The following is a 20202-nucleotide window of genomic DNA, read 5'->3' as shown; positions in this document are numbered from 1 at the left end:
CCTCGGGGGTCGGCTTGGTCTGGTAGCCCTGGAACAGCGCGGTGAAGGTGACCGCCACGCCAAAGATAAAGCTTTTGATAACACCGTTCAGTACGTCAGCGCGCACATCCACGCCGGCCTGCATCTGCGACCAGAACGCGCCTTCGTCCACGCCGATCAGTTGCACGCCGACGAGGTAGCCGCCGAACACGCCGACTGCCGAGAACACGGTGGCCAGGATCGGCATGGCGATCCCGCCGCCCCAGAAGCGCGGTGCGAGCACGCGCTGCACCGGGTTGATCGCCATCATTTCCATCGCCGCCAGCTGCTCGCCGGCCTTCATCAGGCCGATTTGCGCGGTCAGCGAGGTGCCGGCGCGGCCGGCGAACAGCAGCGCCGTCACCACCGGGCCGAGCTCACGCACCAGGCTCAGCGCCACCAGCAGGCCCAGCGCCTCGGACGAGCCGTAGCGCTGCAGCGTGTAGTAGCCCTGCAGCGCCAGCACGAAGCCGACGAACAGGCCCGACACCGCAATAATCGCGAGCGAGAAGTTGCCCAGAAAGTGGATCTGCTCGCGCACCAGCCGGCCGCGCGCGAACGTGGGGCCCACCATGGCCAGCAGGCGGCCGAGCAGGCGGGCGCCGCGGCCGATGTCGGCCAGCTTGCCGCGGCTGGCGTAGCCGATGTCGGCGGGGTTCCACCAGCTCATTTCAGCGCCCGCCCGGCCGTCCGAAGGGCGCTGAACGCCTCCTGCGGGGATAGCAAACGAAGTATTGGGAGGGGGCTCATTTCTGGAACCCGCCGCTGAAGTCTTCGGCGACGCTGACGCCGGGATAGTGAAAGTGCACGGGACCTTCCGGCAGCGCATTGACGAACTGGCGCACCAGCGGGTCTTCGGAATGACGCACTTCGTCGGGCGTGCCCTGCGCGGCGATCTTGCCATTGCCCAGGATGATCACGCGGTCGGCGATGCGGAAAGTTTCTTCCAGGTCGTGCGACACCACGATGCTGGTGATGCCCAGCGTGTCGTTGAGCCGCCGGATCAGCTGGGCCGCGGTGCCCAGCGAGATCGGGTCCAGCCCGGCGAATGGCTCGTCGTACATGATCAGGTCGGGGTCCAGCGCGATGGCCCGGGCCAGCGCCACCCGCCGCGCCATGCCGCCGGAGATCTCGCCGGGCATCAGGTCGCGGGCGCCGCGCAGGCCCACCGCGTTCAGCTTCATCAGCACGATGTCGCGCACCAGGCTCTCCGGCAAGCCGGAATGTTCGCGCAGCGGAAAGGCCACGTTGTCGAATACCGACAGGTCGGTGAACAGCGCGCCGAACTGGAACAGCATGCCCATGCGCCGGCGGATCCGGTACATGCCGTCGCGGTCGAGCGTGGCGACGTTCTCGCCGTCGAACAGCAACTGGCCCTGCTGCGGCTTGACCTGGCCGCCGATCAGGCGCAGCACGGTGGTCTTGCCGCCGCCAGACGCACCCATGAGCGCGGTGACCTTGCCGCGCGGCACGGAAAAGCTCAGGCCGTCAAGGATGCGCCGCGACCCATAGCCGAAGCTCAGGTCGCGCGCTTCGACGAGCACGCCAGGGTCGGTGGGATTCATCCGGGGAAGGCCGCCGCCGCGGCCGCAATTGGGGAGCCTCGGATGATAGGGCCAGTTGCGGTCGAGCTGGCGGGCGGTGTTACAACCCCGTTACGCGACGCGCCTCAGCGGGGCAGATCGCTGAACCCCATCAGGAATTCATCGACGGAACGCGCCGCCTGCCGGCCCTCCCGGATCGCCCAGACCACCAGCGACTGGCCGCGCCGCATGTCGCCGGCGGCAAACACCTTGGCGACATTGGTGGCGTAGCCGTTGTGAAAGTCTGTGGTGGCCTTGGCGTTGCCGCGGGCGTCCTTGTCCACGCCGAAGCCGTCCAGGATGGTGGCGACCGGGCTGGTGAAGCCCATCGCCAGCAGCACCAGGTCGGCCTTGAGCAGTTGCTCGCTGCCTGGCACTTCCTGCATCCTGCCGTCCTTCCACTCCACGCGGACGGTCTTCAGGCCGGTGACCTTGCCCTTGTCGCCGGTGAATTCCTTGGTGGCGATGGCGAACTCGCGCTGCACACCCTCTTCGTGCGAGGAGCTGGTGCGCAGCTTGTACGGCCAGTACGGCCAGGTCAGCAGCTTGTCCTCCTGCTCCGGCGGCTGCGGCATCAGTTCGAACTGCACCACGCCGGCGGCGCCGTGGCGGTTGCTGGTGCCCACGCAGTCGCTGCCGGTGTCGCCGCCGCCGATCACGATGACCTGCTTGCCGTCGGCGCGAATCTGGCCCTTGAGCTTGTCGCCGGCGTTGACCTTGTTCTGCTGGGGCAGGAACTCCATGGCGAAGTGCACGCCGTCCAGGTCACGGCCGGGAACCGGCAGGTCGCGCGACTGCTCTGCGCCGCCGGTCAGCAGCACGGCATCGAAGTCCTGCTGCAGCTGCTCGGGCGAAATCGTTTCCCTGGCCCAGTTGGTGATCTTCGAGCCGTCGGGCAGCTTGCCGATCATCACGCCGGTGCGGATGGTCACGCCTTCGGCCTGCATCTGCTCGACGCGGCGGTCGATGTGGCGCTTTTCCATCTTGAAGTCGGGGATGCCGTAGCGCAGCAGCCCTCCGACGCGGTCGTTCTTCTCGAACAGCGTGACGTCGTGGCCGGCGCGCGCCAGTTGCTGGGCCGCGGCCATGCCGGCCGGGCCGGAGCCGACCACGGCGACCTTCTTGCCGGTCTTGATGCGCGCCACCCGCGGCTGCACCCAGCCGTTGTCCCAGGCGCGGTCGATGATGGCGTGCTCGATCGACTTGATGCCGACCGCGTCGTCGTTGAAGTTCAGCACGCAGGCTTCCTCGCACGGCGCCGGGCAGATGCGGCCGGTGAACTCGGGGAAGTTGTTGGTCGAGTCCAGCACCGTGAAGGCGTTCTTCCAGTCCTGGCGGTACACCAGGTCGTTGAAGTCCGGGATGATGTTGTTGACCGGGCAGCCCGAGTTGCAAAACGGGATGCCGCAGTCCATGCAGCGCGCGCCCTGCACCTTGGCCTGCGCATCGGACAGGCCGATGACGAATTCCTTGTAGTGCTTCAGGCGCTCGGGAACGGGCTTGTAGCCCTCCTCGACGCGGTCGAATTCCAGGAAGCCGGTAACTTTGCCCATTGTTCTTTCCTCGTCCTCTTACTTCGTGGCGGCAGGCTCGTTCTGCATGGCCACTTCCTGGTTGGTGCCGGCGCTGGCCAGCTCCACCTCTCGCTCGTACATCTCGGCCAGGGCGCGCTTGTATTCGTTGGGGAACACCTTGAGGAACTTCTGGCGCGACGTGGCCCAGTTGTCCAGCAGTTCGCGCGCGCGCCGGCTGCCGGTCCAGCGGTTGTGCTCCTCCAGCAGCTTCTTCAGGAGCGCCTCGTCGGTCTGGTCCTGGTGCAGCAGGGTGCGCGCGGCTTGGGCCTTCTGTTCGGCCGTGGTGCCCACGCGCTCGAGCGACACCATGGCGCTGTTGCAGCGGCTGGCGAACTGGCCGTCCTCGTCGTACACGTAGGCAATGCCGCCCGACATGCCGGCGGCGAAGTTGCGGCCGGTCTTGCCCAGCACCACCACCGTCCCGCCCGTCATGTACTCGCAGCCGTGGTCGCCCGTTCCCTCCACCACCGTGGTGGCGCCCGACAGGCGCACCGCAAAGCGTTCGCCGGCCACGCCGCTGAAGAAGGCTTCGCCGGTGGTCGCGCCGTAGAGCGCGGTGTTGCCGATGATGATGTTGCGCGTGGCTTCGCCGCGAAAGTCGATGCTGGGGCGCACGATGATGCGGCCTCCGCTCAGGCCCTTGCCGGTGTAGTCGTTGGCGTCGCCGATCAGGTACAGCGTGATGCCGCGCGCCAGGAAGGCGCCGAACGACTGGCCGCCCGTGCCTTCCAGCTGGATGCGCAGCGTGTCGTCGGGCAGGCCTTCCGGGTGCACCTTGGTCAGCGCGCCGGACAGCATGGCGCCGACCGAGCGGTTGACGTTGCGCGCCATTTCCATGAACTGCACCCGCTCGCCGCGGTCGATGGCGGCGCGCGACTTTTCGATCAGCTTCACGTCCAGGCTCTGGTCCAGCTTGTGGTCCTGCTCTTCGCAGTGGAAGCGCGGCACCTCGGCCGGCACCGTCGGCACTGCGAACAGGCGGGCGAAGTCCAGGCCACGGGCCTTCCAGTGGGCGATGCCCTTGCGGGTGTCCAGCAGTTCGGCGCGGCCGATCAGGTCGTCGAACTTGCGCACGCCCAGCTGCGCCATGATCTGGCGCACTTCCTCGGCGATGAAGAAGAAGAAATTGACCACATGCTCGGGCTTGCCGGCGAACTTGGCGCGCAGCACCGGGTCTTGCGTGGCCACGCCCACCGGGCAGGTGTTCAGGTGGCACTTGCGCATCATGATGCAGCCTTCGACCACCAGCGGCGCGGTGGCGAAGCCGAACTCGTCGGCGCCCAGCAGCGCGCCGATGACGACGTCGCGGCCGGTCTTCATCTGGCCGTCGGCCTGCACCCGGATCCGGCCGCGCAGGCGGTTCAGCACCAGGGTCTGCTGGGTTTCGGCCAGCCCGATTTCCCAGGGCGAGCCGGCATGCTTGATCGACGACCAGGGCGAGGCGCCGGTGCCGCCGTCGTGGCCGGCGATCACCACGTGGTCGGCCTTGCACTTGGCAACGCCGGCGGCAATGGTGCCGACCCCGACTTCCGACACCAGCTTGACGCTGATGGACGCGTGGGTGGCGACGTTCTTCAAGTCGTGGATCAGCTGGGCCAGGTCCTCGATCGAATAGATGTCGTGGTGCGGCGGCGGCGAGATCAGTCCCACGCCCGGCACCGAGTGGCGCAGCTTGCCGATGTACTTGGAGACCTTGCCACCGGGCAGCTGGCCGCCCTCGCCCGGCTTGGCGCCCTGCGCCATCTTGATCTGGATCTGGTCGGACGACGCCAGGTATTCCGCCGTGACGCCAAAGCGGCCCGAAGCCACCTGCTTGATGCGCGAGCGCAGCGAGTCGCCGGCCTGCAGCGGGATGTCGACCTCGACGACGTCGCGGCCGATGATGTCGGCCATGGTCTGGCCCTGCCTGATCGGGATGCCCTTGAGCTCCTGCCGATAACGCGCCGGGTCCTCACCGCCTTCGCCGGTGTTGCTCTTGCCGCCGATGCGGTTCATGGCGATCGCCAGCGTGGCGTGGGCTTCGGTCGAGATCGAGCCGAGCGACATCGCGCCGGTGGCGAAGCGCTTGACGATGTCCTTGGCCGACTCCACCTGGTCGACCGGGATCGCCTTGGCCGGGTCGACCTTGAACTCGAACAGGCCGCGCAGCGTCATGTGGCGGCGGCTCTGGTCGTTGATGATCTGGGCGTACTCCTTGTACGTGTTCCAGTTGTTGGCGCGAGCGCTGTGCTGCAGCTTGGCGATCGCGTCCGGCGTCCACATGTGCTCCTCGCCGCGGACCCGCCAGGCGTACTCGCCACCGGTGTCCAGCATGGCGGCCAGCACGGGATCGCCGCCGAAGGCGGACCGGTGGCAGCGGATCGCTTCCTCGGCGATCTCGAACACGCCGATGCCCTCGATCCGGCTGGAGGTGCCGGTGAAGTACTTCTCGATGGTGTCGCTGTTGATGCCGATGGCCTCGAACAGCTGGGCGCCGCAGTACGACATGTAGGTCGACACGCCCATCTTCGACATGATCTTGGACAGCCCCTTGCCGATCGCCTTGACGTAGTTGTAGATCGCCTTCTCGGGATTCAGGTCGCCGGGCAGGTCTTTGTGGATGGAAACCAGGGTCTCCATCGCCAGGTAGGGATGGACTGCTTCGGCGCCGTAGCCGGCCAGCGCGCCGAAGTGATGTACCTCGCGCGCCGAGCCCGTCTCCACCACCAGGCCGGCGGTGGTGCGCAGGCCTTCCCGCACCAGGTGCTGGTGGATCGACGACAGCGCCAGCAGCGCCGGGATGGCGACCTGCTCCGGGCCGACGGCGCGGTCGCTGATGACCAGGATGTTGTGGCCGCTGCGCAGGGCATCGACCGCCTCGGCGTTGAGCGAGGCCAGCTTGGCCTCCACGCCTTCATGGCCCCAGGCCAGCGGGTAGGTGATGTCCAGCGTGTAGCTGCGGAACTTGCCGTGGGTGTGCTTGTCGATCTCGCGCAGCTTTTGCATGTCGGCGAAATCGAGGATCGGCTGGCTCACTTCCAGCCGCATCGGGGGGTTGACCTGGTTGATGTCCAGCAGGTTCGGCTTGGGGCCGACGAACGACACCAGCGACATCACGATCGCTTCGCGGATCGGGTCGATCGGAGGATTGGTGACCTGCGCGAACAGCTGCTTGAAGTAGTTGTACAGCGGCTTGTTCTTGTCCGACAGCACGGCCAGCGGGCTGTCGTTGCCCATCGAGCCGATGCCTTCCTCGCCGGCCTGCGCCATCGGCGACATCAGGAACTTGATGTCTTCCTGGGTGTAGCCGAAGGCCTGCTGGCGGTCCAGCAGTTCGACCGCCGCTTGCGGCGCCTCGCCCGAGGTTTCGGACAGGTCGTCCAGCCGGATGCGCAGGTTCTGGATCCACTGCTTGTACGGCTTGGCGTTGGCCAGCGATGCCTTCAGCTCCTCGTCGTCGATCATGCGGCCCTGTTCCAGGTCGATCAGGAACATGCGCCCGGGCTGCAGGCGCCACTTGCGCACGATCTTGTTCTCCGGCACCGGCAGCACGCCGGACTCGGAGGCCATGATGACCAGGTCGTCGTCGGTCACGCAGTAACGGGCCGGGCGCAGGCCGTTGCGGTCCAGCGTGGCGCCAATCTGGCGGCCGTCGGTGAACACGATGGAGGCCGGGCCGTCCCACGGCTCCAGCATCGAGGCGTGGTACTCGTAGAACGCCTTGCGCCTCTCGTCCATCAGCGTGTGCTGTTCCCACGGCTCGGGGATCATCATCATCACCGCCTGGGCCAGCGGATAGCCGGCCATGGTCAGCAGCTCCAGGCAGTTGTCGAAGGTGGCGGTGTCGGACTGGTCGGGGAAACTGATCGGGTACAGCTTCTTGAGGTCCGCGCCCAGCACCGGCGAAGACATCACGCCTTCGCGCGCCTTCATCCAGTTGTAGTTGCCCTTGACCGTGTTGATCTCGCCGTTGTGCGCGACATAGCGGTACGGGTGGGCCAGCGGCCACTCGGGGAAGGTGTTGGTGGAAAAGCGCTGGTGCACCAGGCCCAGGGCCGAGACGCAGCGTGGATCCTGCAGATCCTTGTAGTAGACCCCGACCTGGTCGGCCAGCAGCAGGCCCTTGTAGATCACCGTGCGGCTGGACACCGACGGCACGTAATATTCCTTGGAGTGCTTCAGGCGCAGGCGCTGGATGGCGGCGCTGGCGGTCTTGCGGATCACGTACAGCTTGCGCTCCAGCGCATCCTGCACGATGACGTCATTGCCGCGGCCGATGAAGACCTGCCGGATGAGCGGCTCCTTCTTGCGCACCGCGGGTGACATCGGCATCTCGGTGTCGATCGGCACGTCGCGCCAGCCCAGCAGCACCTGGCCTTCCGCCTTGATGGCGCGCTCGAACTCCTGCTCGCAGGCCAGCCGGGAGGCGTGCTCCTTGGGCAGGAAGATCATGCCGACGCCGTATTCGCCGGGCGGCGGCAGTTCCACGCCTTGGCTGGCCATCTCTTCGCGATAAAGCGCATCGGGCAGCTGCAGCAAGATGCCGGCGCCGTCCCCCATCAGCTTGTCGGCGCCGACGGCACCGCGATGGTCCAGGTTCTCCAGGATCTTCAGCGCCTGGCGGACGATGTTGTGGCTTTTCTCGCCCTTGATGTGAGCCACGAAGCCGACGCCACAGGCGTCATGCTCGTTCGACCCGGTGTACAGGCCATGTTCTTGCAAATGGGCGATTTCGGCAGCCGTGGTCATGGCGCGCACCTCTGGACATTCGGGGAAAACCCGAGGCTACCGCACCGCAACAAACCTGCCAAGAAAAATAATTGGGGTCAGAACCCAATTTAACGCCGCACCATCGAGGTGCTTTCCTATTTGGGGACAGGTTCCTTAGCAGGCATTTGGGGGCGGCCGGCTCGGCCGCGCATGACGCGGCGGTTGGTTCGGCGTTGCAGGTCGGCAACGTAGTCGGGATCGCCCAGCGCCCAGCCGCGCAGCGCCGAGTCGGTCAGCTGCAGCCGCTGCTCCTCAGGCACGCCGGCGCGCACCAGCGAGGCATAGACGGCGTCGCGGGCGAACGGCGTGTTGCCCAGCTCCCAGTACAAGGGATGGGGCGTGACCATCTTGTCGGCGCGCCGGCCGATGTAGTGGGAGTGGCTGGACCAGCGATAGTCGCCCGGGTCGGCCACCATGCCGGCCCGCACCGGGTTCAGGTCCATGTACGCCATGCAGGCGAGCAAATGCCGCTCCGCCTGGATCAGCGTCGAGCGGTAGCGGCCTTCCCACAAGGTGCCGCTGCGCTGCTGGCGCAGGTTGAAGTTGCGCACGTAACTCCGGCCGATGGCCTGCATCATCTGCGGAATCCCTTCCACCGTTTCGGGCGTGGCGAGCAGGTGGAAGTGGTTGCTCATCAGCACGTAGCCGTGCACCGCCACCCGGTACTTGCGCGCGTTCTCGTCGATCAGCACCAGCAGGAAGTCGTAGTCGGCCGGGCCGGCGAAGATCGCCTGCCGGTTGTTGCCGCGCTGGATGATGTGGTGCGGGTAACCAGGGACCGTCAGGCGGGGAAGGCGAGCCATGCGGCCATCTTAAATTGGAATCTGACCCCAATTCCGACTGCGATGCAGCGTCAGCGCTGACAAGCCGGCTCCGCCGCTGAGCCAACAATGACCGCACAAAAGGAGAAGACCCATGTCCTTCGGACTCTACATGCTCGGATTCGTGATCCTCATCGGCGGCGTCGCCTGGGGTGCGATCGTCGCCGGGGCGCCACCAATCTACGTGATCATCGGCGCCGTGATTCTGCTCGGCATCGGCATCATCTCCGCCGTCAGCCGCACGCGGCTGAAGGATCCGCCGGCGCAGTGACCGGCAGCCCCGCAAAGCGCCGCTCCTCCAGCCCCTGCAGCCCGAACTGCGCCAGCAACGCCCGCAGCCGCTCGGCCGCGGCGCGTTTGCGCTGGCCGGTCCGGCGCGCCAGGATCAGCTCGTTTTTCATGCTGTGCTCCCAGCCCACCAGCTCGGTCACGGTGACCTGGTAGCCCATGGCTTCCAGGTACAGGCAGCGCAGCACGTTGGTCACCTGGCTGCCAATTTCGCGGGTGTGCAGCGGATGGCGCCACAGCTCCGCCAGCGGCGTGCGTGACAGCGACAGGCCTTTTTGCTCGCGCAATGCCCCTGCCACTTCGGCCTGGCAACAAGGCACCAGCACCATGAAGCGTGCCTGCTTGTGCAAGCCGAAGGCGATGGCGTCGTCGGTGGCGGTGTCGCACGCGTGCAGCGCCGTCACCACGTCGATGCGCTCGGGCAACTGCGCCGCCTGGGCCGCGTCGGCCGCGCTCAGGTGCAGGAACGACATGCGCTCGAAGCCCAGGCGCTGCGCCAGCAAACCGGACTTCTCGACCAGCTCGGCCCGCGTTTCGACGCCGTAGATGTGGCCGCTGCCGTGCGGTTTGAAAAACAGATCGTACAGGATGAACCCCAGGTACGACTTGCCGGCGCCATGGTCGGCCAGGCTCGGGCTGCCCTCGCCCGCCGGCACTTCCAGCAGCAGCTTCTCGATGAACTGGTAGAGGTGGTAGACCTGCTTGAGCTTGCGCCGGGAATCCTGGTTCATCCGCCCTTCGCGGGTCAGGATGTGCAGCTCCTTGAGCAGTTCCTCGGACTGCCCCGCACGCAGCTCCAGGTCGTGCGGCTTGCCGGCCCCCTTCATGGGCTGGGCCCCACGCCCAGAGCGTCCCAGCCCTTGCGCCCCAGTGCCTGCAGTGTGTCCATGTTGGTCTCGTAGATCGCGGCCGGGTCCGGGAATGCGGCCACCGCCCGGTCCATGCTTTCCTCGCGCAGCAGGTGCAGCGTCGGCCAGGGGGCGCGGTTGGTGAAGTTGGTGATGTCGTCTTCGTCGGTGCCGGCGAAGACGAAGCGCGGATGGAAGCTGGCCACCTGCACCACGCCTTCGAAGCCGCGCTTGCGCACCAGCCGTTCGGCTTGGGCCGTCAGCTCGTGGAAGCTCAGGAAGTCGTCCATGCCTTGCGGGATCGCCAGCAGCGTCGTGTCGCGCTCGGTCGCATCGAGGGCCAGCAGCTCGTGCAGCTCGCGCTCGAACTCGCGCAGGATGGCGGCCGCGTCGGCGGCGGCGCAGACGGCGATGTGCACCTGCTGCTTGGCCAGCACCGCCTTGGCAAAGGGGCAGAGATTGAGGCCGACCACCGCGCGCTCCAGCCAGCGCCGGGTGTCGGCCACCACGCAGGAGGGCGCCGTCATGAGGTCAGACGAAGGTGTTCGGCTGCGCAACGATGCGCTTGGCCAGTTCGTCCAGCATCGCCTGGTCGACCCGCAAGGCCGGCCAGGTGGCCGTCACGGTCTCGAAGCCGCTGGTGTTGAGCAGACGAAAGTGCAGCTGCGCGCGCTCATGGTCGGCCTGCACCATCACCGAGCCGCGGGTCTGGGTGATGTACTCGTAGCGCACCTCCAGCAGCGAGCCCTTCTCCGGGTGGCGGACCTCGCGCCGGTCGTGCTTGACGGGCCCCATCGCCAGCCGGGCCTCCACGCGCTGCTGTTCGGTGGGGAAATTCACCCGCACCAGGCCGCCCACCGGCTGCCCCATTTTGGGCACGATGCGCCAGCCCATGGCGATGTAGTCGAAGACTTCGCGGTCGCGCACCATCTTGCGCCGGAAGTCGACCCGGAAGTCGACCTGCTTCATCGGCGGCCACGGCGTCTTGCCGTCCAGAGAGAACTGCGCCGACTCCGGTTCGATCACCGTCAGCTGGTGCGCCAGGTCCTGCAGGTACGACTGCACGCTGCGGCAGGCCGCCTCCACCTGCTCCGTCTTGGATTCCAGCTGATGGTCGAGCACGCTGCGCTGCGTCTGCAGCGCGCTTGCCTGGTTCTTCAGTTGGTGGAGGAAACTCATGGTATCTGCGGCCCTGCGCGATTCTACGAGGGCGGCGCGCCCGGCGGCGCCCCATTGCGCCCGCGCAGGCGCCGCCCGATCAGGGTGGCGACGAGCAAGCCGCCGGCGGCCAAGCCGCCGGTGAGCCACCAGGTGCGGCTCCAGTCACCGCTGCGCGCGGCCAGCAAGGCCGCCAGCGGCGGGCCGACGAACTGGCCCAGCGACGACCATTGCTGCACCCAGCCCACCGTGGTGGAGACCGTGCCTTCGTCGGGCGCCAGCCGCACCGCCAGCCAGAACATCGTGGCGGGCACCAACCCCCCGACCATGGAAAACAGCAGGACGCCGGCATACCGGGCAGCCACGACCTCCATCGACGCCGACGCGCTCCAGGGCGCGAAAGCCAGAATGGCGCCCAATGCCATGGCCAGGTAGCCGGCCTGCAGCAGCGCCGGCGGGACGACGCCGCGTTGCAGCAGGCGGCCGGCGGCGATGTTGCCGACCATGTTCACGGCCGCCACCAGCGCCGTCGCCGGGGCCACGTACACGGCGGGCAGGCCGGACTGGGCGTAGATCGTCGGCAAGAAGCCGACCACCGCCAGCCATTGCGCGGAATAGGCGGCAAAGCCAAGGCCGATCAACCACGGCGCGCCGGCCCGCACCGTCCTGGCGATGCGACCGCGGCCGACAGCGGCCGCTGCGGCCAGGCGCTCGTCGCACGCAGCCGGCACCGCCAGCCAGAGCCAGCCCGCCATCAGCAGCGACAGGGTGGCGATCAGCCACCACCACCCTGGCCACCCGGTGGCGACGATCGCCACCGGACCCAACAGCAGTGCCGCGGCCGTGCCCAGGGGCATGTACGCGCCCCACACCCCGAGCATGGCGCCCAGGCGCGCCGGCTCCACCAGCTGCCGGATCAGCGCCGGCGCGGGCAGCGTGGCCAGCAGGAAGCCGGCGCCTTCGCAGCCGCGCAGGGCCAGCAGAACGGCGGGCGTCGTGGCCAGGCCGCCCAGGAACCCCGCCACCGACAGCAGCACCAGCCCCAGTACCATCGTGCGGCGCGGTCCCAACGCGTCGGCCGCCGCGCCCATGGCCAGGCCCAGCGCCACGCCGGCCAGCTGCACCAGGGACAGCAGGAAGCCGGCCTGCAGCAGCGTCACCCCAAGCTCCTGCTGCAGCACGGGCAGCGCGGGCGGCAACTTGCCCACGTGCAGCGCGGCGCTGATGCCGGCCAACACCACAACCAGCGCCGGCCGCGGCGCCTTCATGGGGCGCCGGCCAGCAGCTTGCGTCCGGTCAGCCGCTCGTGTTCGCGCAGGGCGAACCGGTCGGTCATGCCGGCGATGTAGTCGGCGACGGCGCGCGCGCTGTCGCTGCGGGCGGTGAAGCCGGCCTGCATCTGCGCCGGCTCGGCCAGGTAGCGCTGGAACAGCTCGCGCACCACTTCCTGCGCCTGGCCGGTGGTTTCCATCACGCGCGGGTGCCGGTACAGGTTGCGAAACAGAAAGGCCTTGAGCTGCGCCGACTGGGCCCGCGCCTGCTGGCTGAAGCTCACCAGCGGTGCCATCGTGCGGGCGGCGTCGGCGCTGGCCGGTGCGGCTTGGGCCAGCGCTTCGCGCGTGGTGTCGATCGCGTCGTAGACCAGCGCGCTGAGCATCCGGCGGATCGCCTCGTACAGCACCCGCCGCCCTTGCAGGCCGGGGTGCTCGGCCAGCGTGGCGGCCACGTGCAGGCCGAACAGGGGCACCTGCGCCACCTGCTCCAGCGTGATCAGGCCCGAGCGCACGCCGTCGTCGATGTCGTGCGCGTTGTAGGCGATCTCGTCGGCCAGGTTGCACAACTGCGCCTCCAGCCCCGGCTGGCTGCGGTCCAGGAAGCGGCGGCCGACGCCGCCGGGCTCGCGCTCCTCGAGCTGCTCCGCGTTGCTGCGCGAGCAGTGCTTGAGAACGCCTTCCCGGGTTTCGAAGCACAGGTTCAGGCCGTCGAACGCCGGATAGCGCTCCTCCAGCGCATCGACCACCCGCAGGCTCTGCAGGTTGTGCTCGAAGCCCCCGTGCTGCGCCATGCAGGCGTTGAGCGCATCCTGCCCGGCGTGGCCGAACGGTGTGTGGCCCAGGTCGTGCGCCAGCGCGATCGCTTCCACCAAATCTTCGTTCAGGCCGAGCGGGCGCGCGATCGAGCGCGCCAGCTGCGCCACTTCCAGCGAGTGCGTCAGCCGGGTGCGGAACAGGTCGCCCTCGTGGTTGAGGAACACCTGGGTCTTGTAGACCAGGCGCCGGAACGCCGTGGAGTGGACGATGCGGTCGCGGTCACGCTGGAAGGCCGTACGCGTGGGCGCCTGCGGCTCGGGATAGCGGCGCCCGCGCGATTGCGCGGGGTCGCAGGCATATGCGGCCAAGGTCATTGGAGATCCGACGGGTCGGCCGGGCGCGCCGTCAGCCGGCGCACTCGGCCAGCACCTGCCGCACGACGGCGTCGGGCGCGGCCCGCAACGTGGCCCGGCCCGGTCCGTCGAGCAGCACGAAACGGATCTCCCCGCCTTCGGACTTCTTGTCGACCCGCATCAGCTCGAGGTAGCGCTCGGCCCCGAGATCCGGGCCGCGCACCGGCAGTCCGGCGCGCTCGATCAGCCGGGTGACCCGCTGCACGAAGCCGGCGTCGACCAGTCCCAGGCGCTGCGACAGCTGCAGGGCCATCACCATGCCGCAGCCGACGCCTTCGCCATGCAGCCACTCGCCGTAGCCCAGGCCGGCCTCGATCGCGTGGCCGAAGGTGTGGCCGAAATTGAGGATGGCGCGCAGTCCGGCCTCGCGCTCGTCCTGGCTCACCACGTGGGCCTTGATCTCGCAGCTGCGGCGCACCGCGTGCGCCAGCGCTACCGGCTCGCGCTGCAGCAGGGCATCGAGGTTGGCCTCGATCCAGTCCAGGAACGCCAGGTCGGCGATCGGCCCGTACTTGATGACTTCGGCCAGGCCCGCGCTCAGCTCGCGCGCCGGCAAGGTGGACACGGTCGCCAGGTCGCACACAACCCGCACCGGCTGGTAGAACGCGCCGATCATGTTCTTGCCCAATGGATGGTTGATGGCGGTCTTGCCGCCCACCGACGAATCCACCTGCGCCAGCAGCGTCGTGGGGACTTGCACGAACGGCACGCCGCGCATGTAGCTGGCCGCCGCGAAGCCCGTCATGTCGCCGACCACGCCGCCGCCCAGGGCGAACAGCACGGTCTTGCGATCGCAGCCGTTGGCCAGCAGCACATCGAAGATCAGGTTCAGCGTGCCCCAGTCCTTGTGCGCCTCGCCGTCGGGCAAGACCACCTCGAGCACGGTGCGGTAGTGCGGGCGCAACCCTTGCTTCAGGGCGGCGCCATACAACGGCCCGACGGTTTCGTTGGTGACGATGAGCGCGGTGGCGGCGGCCGGCAGGCCTTGCCAGGAGGCAGGGTCGCCCAGCAGGCCGGCGCCGATGCGAATGTCGTAGCTGCGCTCGCCCAGGGCGATGCGCACCTGTTCGGAAATGGGGGAATCCTTGGGGGGCATGCCCCGGAGTTTAAGGCGGCGGTGGCAGGACGCCGGCCAGCTCCAGTTGCATCAGGATCATGTTGACCAGCGTCGGCACCGAGGGCCGGCCGGTCTCGATCTGGAAGTGCGATGCTTGCCGATACAGCGGATCACGCTCGGCGTACATGGCGCGCAGGCGCGCCAGCGGGTCGGCCACCTGCAGCAGCGGCCGCTGCGTGTCGTGGCGCAGGCGCCGGAACAGCTCCTCGGGGCTGGAGCGCAGGTAGATCACCTGGGTGCCCGCGCGCAGGTGCTGCCGGTTGGCGTCCCGCAGCACGGCGCCGCCGCCGGTGGCGATCACGGCGCTGGCGGCGCCCGCCAGTTCGCCGATCACCTTTTCCTCGAGGTCCCGGAACGCCTCTTCGCCCGCCTGCGCGAAGTAGTCGCGGATGGCGCAGCCCAGGCGCTGCTCGATCACGTGGTCGGAATCGAAAAAAGGCAGCCCGAGCCGCCTTGCCAGATGCCGCCCGACAGTGGATTTCCCACTGCCTGGCATGCCGACAAGGGCGATGCGAGCAGTCATGCCCGCATCCCGGTCAATCGGGAACGCGGCAGTTCAACATCTCGCCGTAGGGAGCTGTCAGGAACGAACCGTTGACTTCGTCGCCCCGGATGAATTCGGTCTTGAACCGCTTGGCGTAAGTGCCCTCCGAGCCAGCGACGTTGGTCGTGACGCGCACCGTGTACTCCAGCCAGGTCGCCACGTTCTGCGGATATTCGATCTGGATCGTCATCCGGCCGGTGGCCCCGGTCTTGTTGGTGCCGAGGAACGACAGGATCACGTCGGCCTTGCGCGGCTCGATCGAGTTGTTTCCGTTGAGGTCTTCGCCGTTGTCCAGCGAGCCGTTGCGGTTGGCGTCCTCGTTCAGGCAACCGACCGTCGGCCCGTTGAATTGGCCCTTGGCGTAGCGGGTGATGTCGACGCTCGCGGAGATCACGGCATCGACCACCGCGTTGCCGGCCGCGTCGGCGACCGCCACGTCGAACATCTTGATGTAGGTCAGATCGCTGTTGCCCTTTGCCAGCTGGTTGTTGTCACCCAGCGTGATCGACAGCGGCTGCCCGGCGACCGTCAGGGTCTGCGTCACAGACGTGTTGCAGTTGAGGATAGACGCATCCGTGAGGCCGTAGCAGGCCCGGATCGTCACGCCGTCGGTCGGACTGGAACGCGTGCCGGCGATGTAGTCCGCGGTGGCTTCGCCATTGACGTCGCTGTACACCGTGGCGTTGTCGGTGCTGATCTTCTCGCCCGCGCCAAGCTTCGGCGGATCGATCACGAAGCGTACCCGGACGTTCTGGACGGCCTGGTTCTGCGGGTTGATGAACTTCGCCTTCACCACTGCGCGGCTGGTCTGGCTGCCGGTTGCGTTCGGCGGAATCGTATTCGGCACGATCGCCAGGCTGGCCGAGCTGATGGTGCCCGTGGCCGCCGGGATGCCGTTGCCGGCCGAACCCACGACCTGGACCTGGCGCTCGGATTCCACGCCGAGCGCAGCAGCTTTCACCACGTACTGGCCTGGCGCGCGGGGTGCCGCGGCCAGCCGGCCGGTGGCGTTGCCGTTGTTGTCGGTCACCACCGCGCCGGTCAGTCCCAGCGAACCGGAGAACCGGACGGACACGCCCGGGATCGCTGCGCCGTTGAAATCGTTGACTTTCACGCCCACCTGCACGGGCGCGCCCGGCGCGGGCGTGACAGGCAGCGGCGTGAGCGTGATCGCGCTGCCGATCACTTCCACCACGGCTGTGGCCCGCTTGCTGCCCAGGGTGAGCCTGGCGGTGATGTTGCGATTGGCCTTGTCGGCACCGATGGTGATGTTGCCGGAGGCCTGGCCGCTGCCATCGGTCACCGAATTGTTCGGCGTGTACACGCCGCTGTCGACGGCAACTGCCAGCGGCACGCCGGCCACCGGGTTGTTGTCGGCGTCGAGCGCGGTGACGGTCAGCAGGGTCGAATCCGAGCCACCGTTGTTGATCGTCGGCTTGGACAGCTGGTAGATCAGACTGGCGATCTCCGGCGTGGTCGGGTCGCCCGTTCCGCCTCCGCTGCCGCCGCCGGTGCCACCACCGCTGGAGCCGCTGCTCCCGCCGCCGCCGCCACAGGCGACCAGCGCCCCCGCCACCAGTACCATGGCGAGTGTCTTGATGTATCGGTTCATTTGAACTGCCTCCTCCACTGTTTTTCTAACGGCCGGAGGTCGGCCGCTCGGCCACCATCTTCGGCGTGATGAACACAAGCATTTCCTGCTTGTTGCTCGTGCGCTGCTTGCTCTTGAACAGGTTGCCCACCCCCGGCAGGTCGCCCAGCAGCGGCACCCGGGCTTCGTTTTCCGTCTCGGTCAGCTCGAAGATGCCACCGATCACGACGGTTCCGCCATTTTCGACCAGCACCTGGGTGCGAATTTGCTTGGTATTGATGGCAATTCCCGCTGCCGTGGTTTCGCCGCGACTGTCCTTGGCGATGTCCAGGTCCAGGATGATGTTGCCCTCGGGCGTAATCTGCGGCGTCACTTCCAGCTTCAGGGTCGCGCGGCGGAAGGCCACCGAGGTGGCGCCGCTGGAGGTGGCCTGCTGGTACGGGAACTCGGTGCCTTGCTCGATCAGTGCCTTGGTCTTGTCGGCCGTCACGATGCGCGGGCTGGACACCAGCTTGCCCTTGCCGTCGGCTTCCAGCGCCGACAGTTCCAGGTTGAGGAAGCGGTTGGCCGCCGAACTGAACAGCGAGATGGCGAAGGTCGAGGGGCTGAAGCCGCCCTGGCCGGAGGCCGGCAGGTTGACGAAGCTGGTGTTGGCCGTGTCCAGGGCGGTGGAGCCCTCGCCCGTGGTGCCCGAGACGGCGTTGTAGCTGCCGCCGAAGGCGACCCGGTTGCCGCCGCCGAGGCCGTAGCCGGCATCGCCGCCGCGGATGCCGCGCAGGTCGCTGCCGCCCAGCCGCACGCCGAGCGACTTGCCAAAGCTGTCCGACGCCTCCACGATGCGGGCCTCGATCAGCACCTGGCGCACCGCGATGTCCAGCCGCGCGATCAGCGCCTGCACTTGCTCGAGCTTGGCCGGCACATCGGTGACGAACAGCTGGTTGGTGCGCGGCTCGGCGATGGCGCTGCCGCGCACGCTCAGGATGCGGGCCGCCCCGGTGCCGGTCAGCTGCACCGCGATGTCGGGCGCCTTGCTGTAATTGAGCTGGAAGGCCTGGGTGCGCACCGGCTCCAGGCTCTGGACCGCCGCGTTGGCTTCGAGTTCCAGCTTTTCCTTGGCCGAGATCTCGTCCTTGGGCGCGATCCACAGCACGTTGCCGCTGCGGCGCATGCCCAGGCCCTTGGCTTGCAGGATGATGTCCAGCGCCTGGTCCCAGGGCACGTCCTTCAGGCGCAGCGTCACGCCGCCGGTGACGGAGTCGGAGGTGACGATGTTGAAGTTGGTGAAGTCGGCGATCACCTGCAGCAGCGAACGCACTTCGATGTTCTGGAAGTTCAGCGACAGCTTCTCGCCGGTGAAGCCCGGGCCCTGGGTCAGCTTGTTGGGGTCCTGACGCTGGGTGCGCACTTCCACCACGAACTGGTTGTCCGACTGGTAGGCGCTGTGCTCCCAGGCACCGCGGGGCTCGATCACCACGCGCACGCGGTCGCCGGCCTGGAAGGTGCTCACGGTCTGGATCGGCGTGCCGAAGTCGGTCACGTCCATGCGCCGGCGCAGGCCTTCGGGCAGCGTCGACTTGAGCAGTTCGACCACCAGCGTCTGGCCTTGCTGGCGGATGTCCACGCCCACCTGGTTGCTGGGCAGGTCGATGATCACGCGGCCGGAGCCGTCGGGGCCGCGCCGGAAGTCGAGGTCGCGCAGCGGCTGCGTGTCGCGGTTGCGGCTCTCGGCGAAGGCCTGCACCGGCGCGGCCGCGGCCGAGGCCGCGACCGGCTCGAGCATGACCAGCAGTGATCGGCCGTCGATCTGGGTGCGGTAGTTGGTGGCCGACTTCAGGTTCAGCACCAGGCGGGCCCGGTCACTGGCCTGCACCACGGTGACCGAGCGCAGGTTGCCGATGTTGAGGTCGACCGCATTGCGGCCCATGGCGTTGGTCCCCCCCGGCACGTCGAGCGCGATGCGGGCGGGCGACTGGATCGCGAAGCCGGCCGGCACGGACGTCAGCGGCTCGGAGAACTCGATGCGAACGACCTCCGCGCCGCCTTGCAACGAGCCGGTGATGTTCTCCACAGCCGGCGCCGCCAGCAGTGGCGCGCTCCAGGCGAAACCGAGCACCGCCGCGGCGACAACAAGGCCTCGCCAACTCCATCGATTGCTGTTCTTCATTTGGACTTCTCCTGCAGTTGCAGTGTGGCGGTTCGTTCGATCCATTCGCCGGCGGCGTCCTGCACCAGTTCTCGCAGGCTGAGGTCGGTTTCGCCGACCTTGGTGATGCGGCCGTAGTTCTGTCCCAGGTAGTTGCCGGGACGAACCTGGTAGAGCAGGTTGTCCACACGCACCAGGGCCACCGGCTGCCCCTGCTTGAGCAGGCTGCCGACCATGGCCATGGCGTCCAGCGGGTACGCCTCCAGCGGCTCCTTGCGCCGCGCCAGCTCCGGCGCCACCAGCGCGGTGCTGGGGCTGGTGCTCTGCTGCGAGTCGCGCTTGAGGGCCTGGGTCAGCTTCTGGTTGCTGAACGGCTCCACTTTCGCTTCCTGGGTGTAGGCCTGCGGGGCGAAGGTCTTGGGCTCGGGGATCGGCTGGATCCGGGGACGGGTCATGGCCCGTTGTTCGGCCATGAACTGCTGGATTTCTTCCTTGCCGGACCCGCCGCACGCGCTCAGCAAGGTCACCGCCGCCAGGGACAACAGCAGCGCCTTCATTTCGCGGCCTTCGGCGCGGCGCGGCGCTGCGCCGCCACTTCCTCTGGATCGAGGTAGCGGAAAGTCTTGGCGGTGGCCTCCAACGACAGGGCGCCGCCCGCGCCGGGCAGCACCTGCAGGTTGTTCAGCGTCACGATGCGCGACAGGTGCGCGATGTCGGAGGCGAACGAGCCGATGTCGTGGTAGCGGCCGCTGACCTTGACCGAGATCGGCAGTTCGGCGTAGTACTCCTTGACCGTGACCTGGCCGGGGCGGAACAGCTCGAACACCAACGAGCGGCCCAGGCCGGCCTGGTTGATGTCGGACAGCAGGGCGTCCATTTCGGCCTTGCTGGGCAGCTGCTTTTCCAGCTGCGTCACGTACTGCTGCACCTGTTCGCGCTGCTTGCGCAGCGCCTCGAGGTTGACCGCCTGGGCCAGCTTCTTTTTGTAGTCCTCGCGCAGCGTCAATTCCTTTTGCTGCTCGGCCCCGAGTTCGTCGGCGGAGTTGGTCAGCCACACGAACCACAGCGCCACCACGATGGCGGCCATGACGGCCAGGCACAGCACCGCCTTGGGCACGGTCGGCCAGGAGGCCGGATCGTTGGGGTTGAGCCCGCGAAACTGGGAGGCTATCTTTTCCTGCAGTGCGGCAGTGTCCAGCTTGGATGCGGATGTCGCCATGGTCTAGTCCGTTCTTCCGGTGTGCGGGGAAATCATCACTTCTTGGCCAGCGCCGGCGCGGCCGGCGCGGGGGTGCCGGCCGCGGAAACCACGGCACTGGCGGCGC

General features: G+C 67.9%; 17 protein-coding genes. 1 reads left to right on the top strand and 16 read right to left on the bottom strand.

Annotated elements, in window-relative coordinates:
- From mlaE to JWP65_RS03120, 5 genes are all read right to left on the bottom strand, one after another.
- A partial coding sequence (gene mlaE / locus JWP65_RS03140) for a lipid asymmetry maintenance ABC transporter permease subunit MlaE (RefSeq protein ID WP_299760266.1) occupies nucleotides 1-688 on the bottom strand: 688 nt, incomplete at its 3' end.
- 76 nt (nucleotides 689-764) lie between these two features.
- Complete coding sequence (locus JWP65_RS03135) at nucleotides 765-1583, bottom strand: ABC transporter ATP-binding protein (RefSeq protein WP_299760264.1); 819 nt, start codon at nucleotides 1581-1583, stop codon at nucleotides 765-767.
- Nucleotides 1584-1687: 104 nt separating this feature from the next.
- Nucleotides 1688-3154 carry a glutamate synthase subunit beta gene (locus JWP65_RS03130; RefSeq protein ID WP_299760262.1) on the bottom strand — a complete coding sequence of 489 codons (1467 nt, stop codon included), beginning with the start codon at nucleotides 3152-3154 and terminating at the stop codon, nucleotides 1688-1690.
- Nucleotides 3155-3172: 18 nt separating this feature from the next.
- Nucleotides 3173-7903, bottom strand: coding sequence for a glutamate synthase-related protein (locus JWP65_RS03125; protein ID WP_299760260.1), 4731 nt, complete (start codon nucleotides 7901-7903; stop codon nucleotides 3173-3175).
- Between the two features lie 116 nt (nucleotides 7904-8019).
- Nucleotides 8020-8727, bottom strand: coding sequence for a transposase (locus JWP65_RS03120; RefSeq protein WP_299760258.1), 708 nt, complete (start codon nucleotides 8725-8727; stop codon nucleotides 8020-8022).
- A gap of 112 nt (nucleotides 8728-8839) precedes the next feature.
- Here JWP65_RS03120 and JWP65_RS03115 point away from each other — a divergent pair, with 112 nt between their 5' ends.
- Nucleotides 8840-9016 (top strand): hypothetical protein, encoded by a 177-nt coding sequence (locus JWP65_RS03115; RefSeq protein WP_299760256.1) that lies wholly within the window; start codon nucleotides 8840-8842, stop codon nucleotides 9014-9016.
- Here the strand turns inward: JWP65_RS03115 and JWP65_RS03110 are convergent.
- From JWP65_RS03110 to JWP65_RS03060, 11 genes are read right to left on the bottom strand one after another with little or no spacing between them, the layout of a single operon-like run.
- Nucleotides 8979-9860 carry an SAM-dependent methyltransferase gene (locus JWP65_RS03110; RefSeq protein ID WP_299760254.1) on the bottom strand — a complete coding sequence of 294 codons (882 nt, stop codon included), beginning with the start codon at nucleotides 9858-9860 and terminating at the stop codon, nucleotides 8979-8981. The genes JWP65_RS03115 and JWP65_RS03110 overlap by 38 nt on opposite strands.
- A complete protein-coding gene (locus JWP65_RS03105) occupies nucleotides 9857-10408 on the bottom strand; it encodes a DUF1415 domain-containing protein (RefSeq protein ID WP_299760252.1) in 552 nt (183 codons plus the stop codon). Before JWP65_RS03105 ends, JWP65_RS03110 begins: the two co-directional genes overlap by 4 nt.
- 4 nt (nucleotides 10409-10412) lie before the next feature.
- The gene (locus JWP65_RS03100; RefSeq protein WP_299760250.1) at nucleotides 10413-11060 is read right to left on the bottom strand and encodes a hypothetical protein; all 648 of its coding nucleotides are present in this window, start codon (nucleotides 11058-11060) and stop codon (nucleotides 10413-10415) included.
- 23 nt (nucleotides 11061-11083) lie between these two features.
- A complete protein-coding gene (locus tag JWP65_RS03095) occupies nucleotides 11084-12307 on the bottom strand; it encodes a CynX/NimT family MFS transporter (RefSeq protein WP_299760248.1) in 1224 nt (407 codons plus the stop codon).
- On the bottom strand, nucleotides 12304-13443 hold the full coding sequence (locus tag JWP65_RS03090) for a deoxyguanosinetriphosphate triphosphohydrolase (protein ID WP_299760246.1): 1140 nt from the start codon (nucleotides 13441-13443) through the stop codon (nucleotides 12304-12306). The genes JWP65_RS03095 and JWP65_RS03090 overlap by 4 nt, the downstream gene beginning before the upstream one ends.
- Nucleotides 13444-13474: 31 nt before the next feature.
- Nucleotides 13475-14578, bottom strand: a complete 1104-nt coding sequence (aroB, locus tag JWP65_RS03085) for a 3-dehydroquinate synthase (RefSeq protein WP_299760244.1) — start codon at nucleotides 14576-14578, stop codon at nucleotides 13475-13477.
- A gap of 10 nt (nucleotides 14579-14588) precedes the next feature.
- Entirely contained in the window at nucleotides 14589-15122 is a 534-nt protein-coding gene (locus JWP65_RS03080; protein WP_299760242.1) for a shikimate kinase, read from the bottom strand.
- Between the two features lie 13 nt (nucleotides 15123-15135).
- Nucleotides 15136-16755, bottom strand: a complete 1620-nt coding sequence (locus tag JWP65_RS03075) for an Ig-like domain-containing protein (RefSeq protein WP_299760240.1) — start codon at nucleotides 16753-16755, stop codon at nucleotides 15136-15138.
- Between the two features lie 25 nt (nucleotides 16756-16780).
- On the bottom strand, nucleotides 16781-18898 hold the full coding sequence (pilQ, locus tag JWP65_RS03070; RefSeq protein ID WP_299760238.1) for a type IV pilus secretin PilQ: 2118 nt from the start codon (nucleotides 18896-18898) through the stop codon (nucleotides 16781-16783).
- Nucleotides 18895-19434 carry a pilus assembly protein PilP gene (locus JWP65_RS03065; protein ID WP_299760236.1) on the bottom strand — a complete coding sequence of 180 codons (540 nt, stop codon included), beginning with the start codon at nucleotides 19432-19434 and terminating at the stop codon, nucleotides 18895-18897. Before JWP65_RS03065 ends, pilQ begins: the two co-directional genes overlap by 4 nt.
- On the bottom strand, nucleotides 19431-20096 hold the full coding sequence (locus tag JWP65_RS03060) for a type 4a pilus biogenesis protein PilO (protein WP_299760234.1): 666 nt from the start codon (nucleotides 20094-20096) through the stop codon (nucleotides 19431-19433). The genes JWP65_RS03065 and JWP65_RS03060 overlap by 4 nt, the downstream gene beginning before the upstream one ends.
- Nucleotides 20097-20202 lie beyond the last annotated feature (106 nt).

The sequence above is a fragment of the Ramlibacter sp. genome (assembly GCF_028292805.1).
GTDB lineage: Bacteria > Pseudomonadota > Gammaproteobacteria > Burkholderiales > Burkholderiaceae_C > Ramlibacter.
Note: the sequence above shows the minus strand (reverse complement) of the source record. Positions and strands in the feature narration are given on the sequence as shown.